The sequence below is a fragment of the Sulfurimonas sp. RIFOXYD2_FULL_34_21 genome, assembly GCF_001830805.1.
GTDB lineage: Bacteria > Campylobacterota > Campylobacteria > Campylobacterales > Sulfurimonadaceae > Sulfurimonas.
The window spans coordinates 24,155-40,723 of record NZ_MICH01000013.1 but is presented as its reverse complement, the minus strand read 5'-3'; the positions used below and the strand labels follow the sequence as shown (position 1 = coordinate 40,723).

The following is a 16,569-nucleotide window of genomic DNA, read 5'->3' as shown; positions in this document are numbered from 1 at the left end:
TTTCACTAATCGTTAACCCCGTTTTGTTATACTTTTGCAATTTATAAATAAGGTAAAAAGCTTATGATTTCTAAGATTGAGTTGATTAAAAAAGAGGTTTCTAAAGTGGTTGTCGGACAGGAGAAGATGATAGATTCTCTTCTAATAGCGCTTTTATGTGATGGACATATTCTCATCGAAGGTGTCCCGGGACTTGCAAAAACTACAACCGTAAATGCGTTGGCAAAAAGTTTAGGTCTAAACTTTAAGCGTGCTCAGTTTACGCCCGACTTGCTTCCTTCAGACATTCTAGGAGCAGAGATTTATGACCCTCAAAACAACAGTTTTAAAATCAAAAAAGGCCCTATTTTTACAAATCTTCTCTTAGCTGATGAGATAAACCGCGCTCCCGCAAAAGTACAATCAGCCTTGCTTGAAGTTATGCAGGAGAAGCAGGTAACATTGGGTGATACTACTTTTAAATTAGAACCGCCGTTTTTTGTTATGGCTACTCAAAATCCAGTCGAGCAGGAGGGTGTATATCAACTGCCAGAAGCTCAACTTGACAGATTTATGTTAAAGCTTATCGTTGACTACAACACAAAAACAGAAGAGCTTGAGATTGCCAGAAGAGTCTCAAGCGGCAATTTTGAAGCAGTAAAAAGCGCTATCACACACGATGATTTAATTGCTCTAAAAGAGGCTGTGAAAAATATACATGTAGATGCAGAAGTAGAAGAGTACATGATTGAGCTTGTAAATGCGACAAGAAATCCAAACGAGTATGCGCTTGATGATATTAAAGATTATATACAGTTCGGTGCATCTCCGCGTGTGAGTATCGACATGTTTAAAGCTGTAAAAGCTATGGCATTTTTACGAGGAAAAGATTTTGTGACTCCGGTTGATGTAGCTTACATCGCAAAAGAGCTTATGAGACACCGTATCGTTCTTACTTATGAGGCAGAAGCTGAGGGCATTACAAGTGATGAGATTATTCAAAAAGTGTTAGAAACCGTAGCAATACCGTAGATTTGAGCATAAAGTTATGAGCAAATTACAAAAAATATTGGTTCGTGCAAGACGTCAGGTCTTTAGCGAAATGGTCGGGAACAATCCATCCATCTTTCAAGGTGAAGGGTATGACTTTATAGAGCTTAGAGAGTATATGCCAGGAGATGATATCCGCCGCATAGACTGGAACATTACGGCTAAGATGCAGAAGCCTTTTATAAAGATATTTCGTGAAGAGAGAGAACTAAACGTTGTGATAGTTTCTGTTTTAAACGGAAGCGTGCATTTTGGCTCAAAAAAATTCAAACAAGATACAATCGCCGAAATAGTTGCTTTGCTTAGTTACGCAACCCTAAAAAACGGAGATTTATTAAGTTCATACATCTTTACAAATGAGATGCTCTCTAGCTCAAAACCGAGCAAAAAATTGCATCAGGTTCAAAAAAGTGTTGAAGAGATTTTAAATTTTGACGCTATAAATAAAAAAGTTGATTTTAAAGTTATTGCAGATACTCTATTTAAAAGATTAAAGAGAAAGTCGCTTATTTTAGTAGTGGGGGACTATTTTGAAATACCTGATTTTAGACTTTTGGCTAAAAAACATGAAGTAATCTCCATAATTGTAAGAGACCGCTTTGAGGAAAATCCGCCTGAGATGGGCTTTGCTTCGCTTGTCGATCCAGAGAGCGGAGCGGTTTTAGAGGGTGACTTTAATGCTTCAAGTGTAAAAGCATACAGTAAAAAAGTTGCTCTTCATGACCATAGACTTTTTGAAGTGCTTAGAAAAGACGGTATAAGATTTACGAAAATATATACAGATTCGATGGCGGGCGTAGAGCTTCGCAGACTTTTTGAGGGCAGATAGATGGCACAAGTACAAAGTTACGATATTCCGCTTCACGATATAAAACCTATCGTAGAGATAGAAGAGTACTCATTTTACTATTTTTTGGGTATTAGTTCTATTGCTCTTATTTTAGTATCGGTAGTTATATATTTTCTCTACATGTGGTTTAAAAAACGCAAAACTTTCAATATAAGAAAAGAGCATTTTAAGCTTTTGGATTTGCTAAATTTAAACAATGCGAAAGATAGTGCTTACGCCATAACTCTTTACGGCTCAACTTTTAAAGATGATAGCCCAAGACATAAAGAGATGTATGAGAACCTTGTCTCAAGGCTAGAAGCGTATAAATATAAAAAAAGTGTTGAGAAGTTTGATAATGAGACTATCGGTTATATAGAGCTTTATAAGGGCATGATTGATGTTTGATGGGCTTTACTTTGAGTTTCCGTTAGTTGCATCTCTTATTTTGATATTTATAGGGTGTGCAGTTCTTTGCAAAATGAAATTAACTTCAATATATTTTCCACATACTGCCGAGTTTTTAAAAAATGCAGTTTCCGCATCAAAAGCACTCTTTTTTTTAAAATGGCTCGGAATTATAATGATGATTTTGGCTTTAATGTCGCCCGTCATGGATGAACCTTATGAGATAGAGCCAAAAAACGGTTATGAAATAGCCATGATTTTGGATGCTTCGGAGTCTATGAAAGCTCAAGGATTTGATGAAAACAATCAGCATCTTACAAGATTTGACGTAGTAAAGAGCATTGTAAGTGATTTTATAAATCAGAGAAAAGAGGACAATATCGGTTTGGTAGTTTTTGGAGCTTTCTCTTTCATTGCCTCTCCTCTTACGTATGATGAAAATATCTTAAATAAAATTCTCTCACAGCTCTATATCGGAATGGCGGGGAAATTTACCGCACTAAATACCTCTTTGGCTCAAGGTGTAAATCTTTTAAAAATGAGCAAGTCAAAAACAAAAGTCGCTATTTTGCTAACTGATGGTTACTCTACGCCGGAGATAGATAATATCCCGCTTGACGTTGCACTAGAGATGATGAAAAAAGAGCATGTAAAAGTCTATCCCATCGGTATAGGAATGCCAAATGAGTACAATAGAGATGTTTTGCTTAAAATAGCAAATGAGAGCGGCGGTGTCGCTTTTGGCGCTTCAAGTGCAACGCAACTTAAGGAAGTATATAAAAAGATTGACGAATTGGAGAAATCAAAGATAAAAAGAGATAGTTTTACATATACGAAATACTACTATCAATTTCCGCTTTTTATAGCTCTTATCTCTTTAATGCTCTATATATATTTGAGGAATAAAAGAGGGTACGCATGAGCTTTTTACACCCTGAATTTTTATACTACATGTTGCCTCCGCTTTTTATACTTTTTGGACTTCTGCTTACACAAAAAGAGTCACATGCACACTTTTTTAGCCAAGAGGTTATGAGTAAACTTAGAGTAAGCGCAAATACATTAACACTAAAAGCTAGAAATGCGCTCTTTTTGCTTATGGGATTTTTTATGATTTTAGCACTTGCCCAGCCCGTTATAGAAGAGGGAAAAGTAGAGATAAAAGCTAAAAGCGCTGATATCATGATAGCTATGGATATATCGGATTCAATGTTAGCTTCTGATGTCTATCCAAATCGTCTAGAAGCGGCAAAGCAAAAAGCGCTTACACTGCTTAATCAAGCACAAAGCGAGCGTGTAGGGGTGGTGGCATTTGCTAAAAACTCATATCTTGTTTCGCCTCTTAGTTTTGATACGAGTGCGGTTGCATTTTTGCTTCGCCAACTAGACACATCTTCGATTACCGAAAAAGGAACGGATTTTTTATCCATACTTGATGTTCTAAGCAAAGCACAAAATATTAAAGATAAGAAATATCTTCTGATTTTGAGTGACGGCGGCGATAATAGCGACTTTTCTAAAGAGATAGCGTTTGCAAAAAAGCACAATATAGTAGTCTTTGTTTTAGGCATAGCAACGCAAAAAGGCGCTCCTGTAAAGCTTCAAGACGGAACTTTTATAAAGCATAACGGCGATATTATCATCTCAAAGTTAAATGAAAATATAGCTGATTTGGCGACAAAAACAGGCGGAGTTTACATACAAAGCACAATATCTTCGGATGATATTAAAGCAATGCTTAAAGAGATAACCAATGTAAGTGATAAAAAAGAGTTAAAGAGGGAGGAAGTTCAAAAGTATATCCCTCTATTTTATTATCCTCTTTTGGTGGCGATTTTTATATTTTTGATTGCTACGAGTTCAATAAGCAGAAGAAAAAGTGCAAACACTTTATCTGTGTTTACACTTCTTTTTCTTTTCTCAAATCAACATGTAGAAGCGGGAATACTTGATTTTCTGGAGCTAAAAAAAGCAAAAGAGGCGTATGAAGAGGGCAGGTTTGATGAATCTGCAAATATTTATAAGAAATATGCGAATGAGAGCCAAAAAGGCGAGGGGTATTTTAATGCAGGGAATGCCTACTACAAAGAAAAAAAGTATAAAGAAGCAATAGAGGCGTATAACAAAGCAATTTTTGAAGATAGTGATACAAAAGCAAAAAATTTATCAAATTTGGGCAATGCTTATGTAAAAGAAGCAAAACAAGAGAGCCTTCAAAAGGCGGTAGAGTCTTATGAAAAATCGCTTGAGATTAAAGAGGATAGCGATACAAGACAAAATCTTGAAGAGGTAAAAAAACTTCTGGAACGCCAAGAACAAGACTCTAAAGATAAAAAAGAGCAGGACAAAGAGCAAGATAGCAAAGATAAAAACAGTGATAAAAAAGAGGACTCTAAAGATGGAGAAAAAAAAGAGGAAAAGCAAAAACAAGAAGATAGCTCAGAGAAAAAAGAGGAAGAGCAAAAAAATCAAGCTGATAATAATAAGACAAATAAGAATAGCAAAGATGAACTTGAAAAGTTAGATAAGAGTAATGAGAACAACGTTTCAAAGAGTTTGGATGCAAATATGAGCGATGCGGAAGAGAGAAAGTGGATAGAGCAGTTAAATAACTCAAACAGCAGTTACATGTATAAACTTAACGATGAAAAAACAAAAAACACTCAATCAAATGAAAAACCATGGTAGCAACCGATAAAAAGGAAATAAATTGAACAATATTACAAAACTACTACTATTTTTACTTATAACTTCAAGTGTAGCGTATGCTTCAATAATCGCTAAAGTAGATTCAAGCGTAGAGTTCGGCGAGATGGCGACATACTCTTTAACTATCTCAGGAGAGGATATTACCAGACCAAATATTCAGAGATTGTGCGATACAGAGGTAATCTCTACATCTTCTCAAACAAGTATGCAGATTATAAACGGAAATGTCAGTAAAAGTTTTACTTTAAATTATAAATTTATTCCGCAAAAAAGCTGTAAAATTGCTCCTGTCGAGGTTGAGATTGACGGTAAAATAGAAAAAAGCAATGCCGTAGAGTTAAGCGTAGTTCCTCCTAGCGATACGAAAGAGTCTGATTTTGTTTTAACACTAAGCAGTGATAAAAAAGAGCTTTTTATAGGTGAGACATTTGAGATGGTTCTTGCTTTTAAGCAAAGAAGCGATGCCGAAGCGGTTGATAGTAAATTTACACCGCCGGAATTAAAAGGGTTTTGGGTTAAAGAGGAGTCTCAAACGCAGAGATATCAAGAAGGCAAATATACGATAACAAAAGTAGTCTATAAATTAGCACCGCAAAGAGAGGGAGAGCTTAAAATTACAAAAGCTCAAATGCAGGTTGCTTCAAGAGGCGGAAGAACTGATGTCTGGGCCGGATGGATTCCTACGATTAAGTGGAAAACATACTTCTCAAATGAGCTTGATTTGAGCGTAAAACCGCTTCCAACGGGGGTAAATCTCATTGGAGATTTTACGATAGAAGCAACTGTTGACAAAACAGAGGTAAAAGCAGGCGAAGCTATAAACGTTAATGTAAAAGTTTTAGGCAGAGGAAATTTAGAAGATATAAAGAGTTTTAAACCAAATTTGGATGACGTAGCTGTTTTTGATGAAAAAATTACAGTTGAGGGTGCAAGACTGACTCAAAAAATAGCTTTTGTTCCTCAGAGAGATTTTATTGTTCCATCATTTAATTTAAAATTTTTTGATACTAAAACAAAAGAAATAAAGGTAGCCTCTACAAAAGAGATTCCAATAAATGTTAAAAACGAAAAAGTAAAAGAGGAGTTAAATATCAAAAGAGAAGCCGTGCAAAATCAAGAAGTTGCATCTTCGATAAACGGCACACAATCATACGATAAACTTACTCTTGTTTTAATATTTTTGGCAGGTTTTATATCTGCAGCGATTTTAATGATAACTAAACCGTGGAGTCAATTTAAAAACAAGAAAAAAAGCTCTACAAAAGAGCCAAAAGTGCTTTTGGTAAAATTGCTTCCTTTTAAAGATGATAAAGAAGTTAAAAATATAGTGGATATTTTAGAGAAAAATATCTACTCAAAGCAGAAGATAGAGATAGATAAAAAACTTCTAAAAGAGCTTTTGAAAAAGTATAAAATAGATTAGTCAAGGATATCGTGAAGGCGATTCCCGGACTCTATGTTTTTGTGTACTTTATCCCACTCTTCATTTCTGATATGCTCTTTAAGAAGCTTTAGTTCATCTTCAAAAAGCTCTATGGCCTCAAGCAGATTTTCTTTGTTTTGTCTAAAGATATCTTCCCACATATTTGCAGAACTTTTAGCAAGACGGCTCATTGAACGAAATCCACCTGCTGCCAGAGCTAAAATATTGTGTTTATTTTCTTGATGCATTACCGTGTTTGCAAGGGAATATGATATGGCATGGGGCATATGAGATATAAATGCGGCATGGCGGTCATGACTTTTTGCCGACATAAAATATTTTTTCATTTCAAGTGCTTTAAATATCTTTTTGGCAACATCGGCTTGAGTTTCCCCGCTTTTTTCCAAATTACATAAAACGACTACTTTATCTTTGTATAAATCATCAATAGCAGCTTTTGGACCAAAATTTTCCGTTCCGGTCATAGGGTGAGCCGCAACAAAGTTTTTTCGTATTTTTGGCGGGACAGCTGAGATGATTTTAGCTTTTGTACTTCCTAAATCAATTATAGTGGTGTTTTCTTTTACGTCGGTTAGGTTCTTGAGCGCCGCAATTACGCCATCAACAGGGATTGCTAAAAAAATAACATCATAGTTTTTAACTTCGTCAAAATCAACTATTTTATCGACTAAACCTAGTTCTATAGCTTCTTGTCTGTGAGTCTCATTGTGGTCGCTTCCTACAATCGTATTGACAAAATCTAGTTTTTTTAGACTTTTAGCAAGGGAACCTCCCATAAGACCTAACCCTACTATTGCTATATTCATTTTAACTCTTCTCTTTTAAATTTCTCAAATTATACAAAATTTACTTAATATTAACCTCATAAAAGGTAAAATCTTCACTTATTTTACTATCATGGAAACTCAATGAGAATATTTTTAGCAACACTGCTGACGCTACTGGCAGTAAACTCTTTCGCATATACGATTAAATCCATAAAATACGAAGGCATGGTTCACATGTCTGAATCTGTTGCACTTAGAATGCTTAAGTTTGAAGTAGGTGATGAAGTTGATGATGAGACGCTTGATGTATCCATAAAAACTTATTATAAACAGAACTATTTTGAAGATATTTGGGTTGATATGGATAAAGAGGGAAATTTAACATTTCATTTTAAAGAGAAGCCTCTTATATCAAAGATAGAGTTAAAAGGGTGGAAGGAGAACGATTCTGATACGATAAAAAGTATTATTCAGATTAAAGTAGGTTCTTTATATGATGAGAAAAAACTAGAAGCGGCAAAAAAAAGAATTATTGAGGCTATAAATCAAGATGCAAAAATCGACAGTGTCGTTGAAATTTTTAAAGAGCGTCTTGAAAACGGAAGCATGAAAGTTACTTTTTATGTAAACGAAGGCGAAGAGATAATCATTAAAAAATTAGAGTATAGTGGACTACAAGGGCTTGAAGGCGATATATTTGATGACGTTATAGCAAATAAAGAACATGAATTTATGGGGTGGCTTTGGGGCAGAAACGACGGAAAAATGAGAGTTGAGGATTTGGCTTACGACCCTCTTAGAATTCGTGACATGTATATGCAGTACGGTTATTTGGATGCTAATGTAAAAGAGCCGTTTGTTAAAGTAAATTTTGACAAATATACGGCGGATATAAGCTATCAGATAAAAGAGGGAGAGGTTTATAGCGTCAGTGCTATAACTATCAATCAAGTACAACATGTAATTGAAGATGATAAAATAAAAGAGCTAATTAAGCTAGAAGTTGACAAACCTTTCAACATTAAAACATTTCGTGAAGATTCAAATAGAATAAAAACATTAATAGCCGACTTAAGTTATGCATTTGTTCAAATTGTGCCTGATTTGAAAAAAAATGAAAAAGATAAAACTGTTGAAGTTGTTTTTAAAATTATGCCTGGAGAGAGAGTAAAAATTAGGGATGTATTGATTTCAGGAAATAGCAGAACGTTAGATAGAATAATTAGAAGAGAACTTTATCTGGGACCTGGTGACATGTACTCTTTAACTGATTTGACTGATTCAAGAAGCGCACTAGGGAGACTTGGTTTTTTTGATGGAAATACTATTGAGGAAAAAAGAGTCGATAACAAAACGATGGATTTAATTGTCAAGGTAAAAGAGGCACCTACGGGCAATATTCAATTAGGCGGAGGATACGGAAGTTACGGTGGTTTGCTTATTAGCGTTGCCGTAAACGATAGAAATATATGGGGCTCCGGCATCGATATGGGTATAAAAGCAGAACGCTCTGAGCTGACTTCTACCTACTCCTTTAATATATCAAATCCTAGATTAAACGATAGTGATTTTAGCGGTAACTTTTCTATTTACACATCTGATTATGAGTATAACGACTATAGAGTTTTATCAGATGGTCTTAATTTTGGAATAGGACATAGATTTACAAGATATATTAGCGGATATATAGGGTATGAATTTTCAAAAAATGCTTATGAATTTGATGAAAATTCAACATATTACAATGATCCTACTTTTGAGAACTACTCAAAGAGTTCGGTAGTCTTAAGTCTTAAATTTGATAATACGGATGATTTTTATCTTCCTAGAAGTGGTATTACTATAGGTCAAAGTGTTGAAAATGCAGGTCTTGGAGCTGATGCAAGTTTTATTAAAACTAAAACAACTTTTGGTGCATATAAAGGACTAGAAGAGTATTTTGGAGTTGATATTATTGCAAGATACAAGGCAAGATTTTATTATGTAAAAGAGACAGGATTTTTACCTGTTGCCGAGAGATTTTATATGGGCGGTATAGGAAGCGTAAGAGGTTATGAATCATACTCGATATCACCAAAAACAAAATTAGACGTAAATGCTAAAGACGGTGTGAGAAGATTCGGCGGCGAATATACGGCATCAAACAACTTTGAGCTTAGTTTTCCTCTTGTGCCAAAAGCAAAAATGCGTCTAGTTACCTATCTTGATTGGGGTTATATAGCAACGCCTGAAAAAGCGGAAGGGGATTTTTTGATTAAAAATCTTTCACGTGGCGGTTACGGTGCAGGTCTGGAGTGGTTCTCTCCTGTTGGACCTATTCAGTTGATGTTCTCAAAACCTCTGGGGCAAGAAGCAGGTGATAAGACGGCAGCATTTGAATTTACTATGGGACAAAGATTTTAGAAATCTTTGTTTTTGTAGGCAAAGACCGCTTAAAGCGATTATTAATTAAAGAAAAGTGACAGTAAAGTTTTCTAAGTTCTCAAGTTTTTTGATATTGTCTTTAGCCAAATACATACTGTTTTTAGACTCTATTTTAAGCTCACTATCTTCAAATCTTAGCGTAAAGTCAATATTTAAGGGATGATGACTTAGTAGAGCTACGCTTAATGAGAGAATATAACTGAGAGAGTTTAGTTGATTAATATCAGGTAAAAGCTCTTTATATTTATCAGTGTGGAAGATTGGAGGAAGCCTTTTTTTTGCATATCTTGCTAGAGTAGCAATCAAAACAATCTGCTTATGTGTAAAGCCAAACTCTAGAGCATCTTCAATTAAATTATAACTGTGCTTATTATGAGAGTAGTAGTGAATAGTGCTTCCGCTCATACAAAGTTTTGCTGCAATTCCTAGCTCATAACGATAAGCGACATCTATTTCTAACTCTTCATGCATTAAGTCAAAGAGTTTTTTTGCAACACTGCAAATCTGATTTGAGTGAGAGAGATTATCTATGTGAGAATCTAGTATATATTTTATGGATGTATTAAAATTAGCAGGAAATTTGTCTTTTGAGTTTCTAAGCAAGTCGGTTAAAAACACTCCTTCTCTTACTCCTACTCCACTAGTAATGAGACTGTTTATTTTAAATTTTTTAAAAACTCTTATAAGGATTAGTACACCTGGTTTTATTGTGTCCAATCTACTGTTTTTGATTCCAAGTTTTTTTAGTTCATCTTCATTTGAATCTAATATTTTAATTAAAAGCTTATAAAAATCATTATAAGAAGGCTCGTAAGCATGAATTTTCTCCAAAGGATATGAACTCTGTGCTAAAACAGCAGAGGATATCGCTCTAAATGTTCCGCCGATACCTATAGCAGTTGATACATTAAAATTACTTAAGCGTTCTAATTCTAAATCAATATATTTTTTTGCACCATCTATGTCGTTTGAATCAAAAAAAAGCTCTTTTAATCTTACGGTACCTAAATCAAGAGAGACGCTTGAGGCTATATCTTTTTTGTTAATTAATGAAAATTCTGTAGAACCGCCGCCGATATCTATGCTTATCGCATTCTCTTGCAGTGGTAAAAGATTTGCACATGAAACTGCTCCAAGATATGCTTCTCTCTCTCCGCTAATTACTTTTATTTGTAGTCCTAGGGAATTTTTTACTCTGTCAATAAAGAGTTTTTTATTAGGGGCATCTCTAAGCGCAGAAGTTGCAACACAAAGAGTTTTTCTAGCTTTAAAGGAGGAGATTATAGTTAAAAAGTTTTCCAATGCATCAAAGGTTCTTTGCATTGCTATATCTTGAAGATTTTTACCGTTTTGATACGCATTTTCTGATATTCTAACTCTGCTTTTTGCTTCATGTAAAATATGAAATGCAAATCTAGAGGTTTTTTCATAGACGACCATTCTAATCGAGTTAGAACCTATGTCTATGACTGCTACTCTTTTGGACATCTAAATGTTTTCTACTCTTCGTCTTGAAGTTGTTTATATTTAAATTGAAGCTCTGCAATAGATTCTACGTTATCTTTATCAGGAGTAATACAATCAACCGGACAAACAGATATACAAGCCGGTTCATCGTAAACATTGATGCATTCAGTACAACGGTCTGGATCAATAAAGTAAATAGGGTCACCCTCTTCAATAGCTAAGGTAGGACACTCTTCACGACATGCATCACATGCAATACACTCATCATTTATTATTAAAGCCATTAAAATACCTTATAGTTATAGTCCAATTTAAATATATTGTTTTAGATATATTTTTATGTGTCCGATTTATATCAAAATAAAGCTTTATTGTTTTTTAAACGCAACTATTTTTTATTTATAGGTAGTATGCAAGAGAGTTTTGAATTTAAGTTTAAAGATGCTATCGTCCCGCTAATTCCGTCTGTTCTATTTTTAATACTTATTTTTGCTCCTAGTGCGTCTGCTGCACTTTTTGCTAAAAATAGCCCCAATCCGACTCCAGGTTTATTACCTTCTCTCTTAAACGGTGCAAATAAATCGGAACTCTCATCGATTCCGCATCCCTCATCTATGACTTCTATAAGAAGTCCATAGCTGTTTTGTGAGCTTCTTAGTGTTACGCTTTTATCTTTTGGAGTAAATTTAAGAGCATTTTGTAAAAAGTTTTGGATAATTTGGCTGAGCAGACTTACTTGTAAAAATGCCATATATCCGCTAGGCTCAAAACTCATGTAGAGAGTTTTCCCTTCACTTTCTGCTAAAAGTTTAAAGTCATCTGCTTTTTGGTGAAGAACTTTAATTATATCTACCTCTTGAGGTTTTTCTAGTTGTGCTCCCTCTTGCCTTCCGATATTTAAAATATTTGATACTATTATGTTCATCTCATCTATTGTTTTGTTTGTAACTTTTAGAGCATCTATATACTCTTCGGCAGAGCGTTTTTTTATAAGAGTTACTTGATTTTTTAATTTAATTACGGCAAGCGGTGTTTTAAGTTCATGAGCAGTTCCTATAAATAGTTCTTTTTGGTACTTCACAAAGTTTTGTATTCTAGCAATAAGATGGTTAATTGTAATACCTAGTGGCTCAAACTCTTCAGGCAACTCTTCTACGACGATAGGACGCATAAGATTTTCATTCATATTAGAGAGTTTATTGCTTAATGTTTTAACAGGAGCTACAAGCATTTTAGATAATCCTATTGCATAGATAACAACAAGTAAAAAACCTGCAATATTTATAATGAAAAGATAGTTTAAAATTTTATCTAAAAGAATTTTTGTAGCTGTTATGTCTTTTGTTATTTTTAGGTAACTTAGCTCATTAAGATTAAACGGATATACAAGAATTAGATATGATTTTTTATTTTTTGTTGTTTGATACAAATCAATATCCAAATGTGCCTTGTTAAGATGCATAATCTCTACGCTTAATCCGAGATATACATCAGGGGTTGGTACCTCTGAGCCGTATATTGATTCGTTACCGGCTACATTTTTTGCATAATTTAGAAGTTCTTGATGTTTCTCATCAAAGACAGATCTTTCTATATAAAAATACAAGAGAGATGAAAATATAAATATAAGAGAAGCAGAGGCAAAAATTAATTGAATTAAAAAGCTTTGTCTTATACTTCTTTGTGAGAACATTTCTTTACCTACATGTTAAACTAATGGATTGCAATTATAGCTAATTTAGATAAAGAGTAATTGAGGAGATTGCAGTATTTAGCAATGCAAAAAGGAGAGACTCCTTTTCGCATTAAAAATTAATTTATCTCTTTTGGAAAGCAGAAACGGTAGCCACGGCGGCGAACAGTCTCGATAGTAGTAATATTTAGAGGTTTATCCATTTTTTGTCTAATCTGATTGATTGCAACTTCGATTACGTTTGGCGTAACAAGCTCAGGTTCTTCCCAGATTGCGTCAAGCAGTTGCTCTTTTGATACGATTTGATCACGGTGGCGAGCTAGATGAGTAAGAACTTCAAAAGGTTTGCCTTTTAGCTCTATCTCTTGTTCTTTATAAGTAATTTTTTCTTCTTCAGGATTAATTATTAAATCTTCGATTTCAATAATATTGCTACCGCCAAAACGAAGACGAGCATCAAGACGAGCAACTAAAACATCAAAATCAAAAGGTTTTCTGATATAGTCGTCAGCGCCGCTTCTAAGAGCTTCAATTTCACTCTCGTTATCATCTCTTGCAGATAAAACTACTACAACAGTTTTTGGAGTACGTGTTTTAATATCACCTATGATATCAATACTATTTCCATCCGGAAGCATCCAGTCCATTAACACTAAGTCATAGTTGCGAATATCTAAGTAATACTCTCCGTCTTTAAGAGTCTCTACTACATCACTTTGGTAACCAAACTCCTTTAGTCCCTCTGCAAGCATTTTGTTTAGTGTAACTTCATCTTCTATAATAAGAATACGCATAAATTATGTCCTATAAGTGAATATTTGGCGGAATGATATCATAATTTTAGGAAACTTTAAAGAAAATTTCAATTTTTTTTAATAAAATTTTAACTTATAATTAAGATTCGACTTTTTGATAATCGCTTACACTTACCTTGCAGTCGGGTAAAATTGATGGTTTTGTTATCTTTAAATTGATGCTTTTTATAGAGTTGTATTCTTTAATTAACTTTAAATTTATGCTTTTTATAGCCTCTTCTATGAGTGAAAACTCACTTTTTATCATAATTTCCTTAGTAATTTCAACAATATCTGCATAATTTATGAAGTTTTTTTTATAATCATACTCTATATACATGTCAATAATTACATCTTGTGGAGTTACTCTTTCAAAATCTAAAATTCCTATAATACATCTGAATTTTAACTCCTCTATATGAATTGTCATACTACTCTTTTTTCTTGTCCGTTAAAAAGACGAATAATATTTGGAATATGTTTATAAAAAAGTATAAATCCGATAATCATAACAGGAGAGTGAGCCATATCCGGATGAATTATAAAACTGGCAATAATAAGTGCACTAAGAGCCGTAAGCGAAGATAGTGATGAAATTCTTATAAATTTTGCGCCCAAAGCCCAGACTACAAGTGCTATAAGAGTTTCATAAGGAAGCATAAACATCATGACACCCATTCCCGTAGCAACACCTTTTCCGCCTTCAAAATTAAGGTATGGACTAAAACAGTGGCCTATTACGGCTAAAACAGATATCCCCCAAAGTGTGGCTTCGCTGACTCCTGCAAAATATGCAACTGCCAATACTAAGACGCCTTTTATAGCATCAAGCGCTAAAGTTGCGGCTCCTAGTTTTTTTGCCAAAGATGGATTTGTCTCTTTAACGACTCTTAAAACATTTGTAGCACCGATACTGCCAGAACCGCTTGCCTTTACATCTACACCTGCAAACTTTTTAGCTAATAACAGACCAAACGGAATACCGCCGACTAAATATGCAGCAATAAAAAATTGAGCATTTGTGTTAAATAAGAAATCCATTAATTGCCTTGTAAAGTATTTGCGCAATTTTACTTTAGATATGATTATAAGCATATAAAATTTATGTGACAAATATTATTTTTGCTATAATAGCGCAACTATTAATAAGGATATTTTTTGCAACTTACAGCTAAAGAGTTAAAAGAGAAAATTAACGAATATAAAAAGAAATTAAGTGTAACTGTTGTTGCACATTTTTACCAAAGAGACGAAGTTTTTGAGATGGGCGATATTACGGGTGATTCTCTTGAGCTTGCAATTAAAACAAGAGATGATAATTCAGAGTTTGTAGTTTTTTGCGGTGTCGGATTTATGGGGCAGAGCGTGAAAGTTTTATCACCAAACAAAAGAGTCGTTATGCCAAAAGCGGCATGTTGTGCGATGGCTACGATGATAGACGGTATGCAGTTTGATGCTTCAGTCAAAGCATTAAATGATGCAGGAATACCAAATGAAAATATACTACCGATAACATATATAAATTCAAATGCCGATGTTAAAGCAAAAGTAGGCGAGATGGGCGGTATGGTTTGTACAAGTTCTAATGCTAAAAAAATCATAACGACTGCACTTAAAGAGGGAAAAAAGATTTTGTTTGTCCCCGATAGATGTTTAGGGCAGAATATAGCAAACCAGATGGGGCTTAAATCTTGTGTTATCGGTGATGGGACAAACCCTGCGGACGCAGATATTATCTGCTTTAACGGTTTTTGTTCCGTACATCAACTTTTTTCGGTTGATGATATAAACTTTTACCGTAAAAAATACCCTGGGATTTTGATAGTTGTTCATCCGGAGTGTGATCCTGCTATCTGTAATGCAGCTGATTTTGTCGGTTCTACTTCACAGATAATCAAATATATTAAAGAGTTGGACGAAGATCAAAAAGTAGCAGTCGGAACGGAGTTCAATCTCGTAAATAGACTTCGTTCTAAAAACACCTATGTTCTCTCTTCAACAAAGCCGGAGTGTCCGACAATGAACGAGACGACTCTGCAGGATTTGTATGATATATTAAAATCAATTGACGAGGGTAAAGCGCTAAACGAGATACATGTAGATGAAAAAACTCAAAAATGGGCAAAAATCGCGTTAGAGCGAATGTTGGCACTATGATGGAAGAATTTATAAAAGCTGCTCTTGCAGAAGATGTTGGTCGAGGAGACTTGTATGCTTTGGTTGAACCAAGTGTAAGTGCAAGTGCTAGAATAATAACAAAGAGTGACGGAGTTATAGCAGGAGTAGAGTATATAAATGTTCTGGCTAAACTTGAGGATTTTGAAATTAGCTGGAATCTGCATGATGGAGAGGAATTTTTAAAGGGTGATGTTTTGGCAAATATCAGCGGAACTTCACATGTAATTTTAAAAATTGAGCGAACTCTTTTAAATATGCTTTTACATGCAAGCTCAATAGCAACGCTTACTAGAAAATATGTAGATATTATCAGACCATACGGTACCAAACTTTTGGACACCAGAAAAACAAGACCGCAGCTTAGAGTTTTTGAAAAATATGCAACTAGGTGCGGTGGAGCGGTAAATCACAGAATGGGCTTAGACGATTCTTTGATGCTTAAAGATACACACTTAAAAACGATAGAAAATTTAAAAGAGTATATAAAAAAAGCTAGAAAAAAGATTCCATTTACAACTAAAATAGAAGTCGAGGCAGAAACATTTCATATAGCAAAAGAGGCTTTTGCTTCAGGCGCGGATATCGTTATGTGCGATAATATGACGCCTGATGAGATAGTTGAAGTTGTAAAATACAGAGATGATAACTTTTCACATGTGCTTTTAGAAGCAAGCGGAAATATATCGCTTGAGACTATAGAGTCTTATGCCAAAACAGGAGTAGATGCAATTAGTAGCGGTTCGCTAATTCATCAAGCAAACTGGATAGATTTGTCTATGAAAATAGATTGATATTTTTAATAATTTTATATTCTTATAGGAGGTTCT

At 34.4% G+C, this 16,569-nt stretch carries 16 protein-coding genes; 9 read left to right on the top strand and 7 right to left on the bottom strand.

Features of this window, described 5'->3' with window-relative positions; genetic code table 11:
* The first annotated feature begins 63 nt into the window (after nt 1–63).
* The 6 genes from A2530_RS09330 to A2530_RS09305 are packed head-to-tail and all read left to right on the top strand — an operon-like array spanning nt 64 to nt 6,398.
* Nucleotides 64–1,011, top strand: coding sequence for a MoxR family ATPase (locus A2530_RS09330; RefSeq protein ID WP_294883555.1), 948 nt, complete (start codon nt 64–66; stop codon nt 1,009–1,011).
* 16 nt (nt 1,012–1,027) lie between these two features.
* Complete coding sequence (locus tag A2530_RS09325; RefSeq protein WP_294883554.1) at nt 1,028–1,858, top strand: DUF58 domain-containing protein; 831 nt, start codon at nt 1,028–1,030, stop codon at nt 1,856–1,858.
* Complete coding sequence (locus A2530_RS09320; RefSeq protein WP_294883552.1) at nt 1,859–2,266, top strand: hypothetical protein; 408 nt, start codon at nt 1,859–1,861, stop codon at nt 2,264–2,266.
* The gene (locus A2530_RS09315) at nt 2,259–3,188 is read left to right on the top strand and encodes a VWA domain-containing protein (RefSeq protein ID WP_294883551.1); all 930 of its coding nucleotides are present in this window, start codon (nt 2,259–2,261) and stop codon (nt 3,186–3,188) included. The genes A2530_RS09320 and A2530_RS09315 overlap by 8 nt, the downstream gene beginning before the upstream one ends.
* Nucleotides 3,185–4,954, top strand: coding sequence for a VWA domain-containing protein (locus A2530_RS09310; RefSeq protein ID WP_294883549.1), 1,770 nt, complete (start codon nt 3,185–3,187; stop codon nt 4,952–4,954). The genes A2530_RS09315 and A2530_RS09310 overlap by 4 nt, the downstream gene beginning before the upstream one ends.
* Before the next feature lie 22 nt (nt 4,955–4,976).
* Nucleotides 4,977–6,398, top strand: coding sequence for a BatD family protein (locus A2530_RS09305; protein ID WP_294883547.1), 1,422 nt, complete (start codon nt 4,977–4,979; stop codon nt 6,396–6,398).
* On the opposite strand, the gene A2530_RS09300 is transcribed toward A2530_RS09305, so the two are convergent.
* A complete protein-coding gene (locus A2530_RS09300; protein ID WP_294883545.1) occupies nt 6,395–7,225 on the bottom strand; it encodes a prephenate dehydrogenase in 831 nt (276 codons plus the stop codon). The genes A2530_RS09305 and A2530_RS09300 overlap by 4 nt on opposite strands.
* Before the next feature lie 102 nt (nt 7,226–7,327).
* On the opposite strand from A2530_RS09300, the gene bamA reads away from it, so the two are divergent.
* The gene (gene bamA / locus A2530_RS09295; protein WP_294883544.1) at nt 7,328–9,589 is read left to right on the top strand and encodes an outer membrane protein assembly factor BamA; all 2,262 of its coding nucleotides are present in this window, start codon (nt 7,328–7,330) and stop codon (nt 9,587–9,589) included.
* 45 nt (nt 9,590–9,634) lie between these two features.
* Here the strand turns inward: bamA and A2530_RS09290 are convergent, their stop codons facing one another.
* The 6 genes from A2530_RS09290 to plsY form a co-directional block, all read right to left on the bottom strand.
* Nucleotides 9,635–11,098 carry a Ppx/GppA phosphatase family protein gene (locus tag A2530_RS09290; protein WP_294883542.1) on the bottom strand — a complete coding sequence of 488 codons (1,464 nt, stop codon included), beginning with the start codon at nt 11,096–11,098 and terminating at the stop codon, nt 9,635–9,637.
* Nucleotides 11,099–11,109: 11 nt separating this feature from the next.
* A complete protein-coding gene (locus A2530_RS09285; RefSeq protein WP_294883540.1) occupies nt 11,110–11,361 on the bottom strand; it encodes a YfhL family 4Fe-4S dicluster ferredoxin in 252 nt (83 codons plus the stop codon).
* Between the two features lie 104 nt (nt 11,362–11,465).
* Nucleotides 11,466–12,770, bottom strand: coding sequence for a HAMP domain-containing sensor histidine kinase (locus tag A2530_RS09280; protein WP_294883538.1), 1,305 nt, complete (start codon nt 12,768–12,770; stop codon nt 11,466–11,468).
* A 119-nt stretch (nt 12,771–12,889) separates the two neighbouring features.
* Entirely contained in the window at nt 12,890–13,564 is a 675-nt protein-coding gene (gene hsrA / locus A2530_RS09275; protein WP_294883537.1) for a homeostatic response regulator transcription factor HsrA, read from the bottom strand.
* Nucleotides 13,565–13,664: 100 nt separating this feature from the next.
* Nucleotides 13,665–13,994, bottom strand: a complete 330-nt coding sequence (locus A2530_RS09270) for a dihydroneopterin aldolase (RefSeq protein ID WP_294883535.1) — start codon at nt 13,992–13,994, stop codon at nt 13,665–13,667.
* Nucleotides 13,991–14,605 carry a glycerol-3-phosphate 1-O-acyltransferase PlsY gene (plsY, locus tag A2530_RS09265; RefSeq protein WP_294883533.1) on the bottom strand — a complete coding sequence of 205 codons (615 nt, stop codon included), beginning with the start codon at nt 14,603–14,605 and terminating at the stop codon, nt 13,991–13,993. The genes A2530_RS09270 and plsY overlap by 4 nt, the downstream gene beginning before the upstream one ends.
* A 117-nt stretch (nt 14,606–14,722) precedes the next feature.
* Here plsY and nadA point away from each other — a divergent pair, with 117 nt between their 5' ends.
* Nucleotides 14,723–15,721, top strand: coding sequence for a quinolinate synthase NadA (gene nadA, locus A2530_RS09260; RefSeq protein WP_294883531.1), 999 nt, complete (start codon nt 14,723–14,725; stop codon nt 15,719–15,721).
* Nucleotides 15,718–16,533, top strand: coding sequence for a carboxylating nicotinate-nucleotide diphosphorylase (gene nadC / locus A2530_RS09255; RefSeq protein ID WP_294883530.1), 816 nt, complete (start codon nt 15,718–15,720; stop codon nt 16,531–16,533). The genes nadA and nadC overlap by 4 nt, the downstream gene beginning before the upstream one ends.
* Nucleotides 16,534–16,569 lie beyond the last annotated feature (36 nt).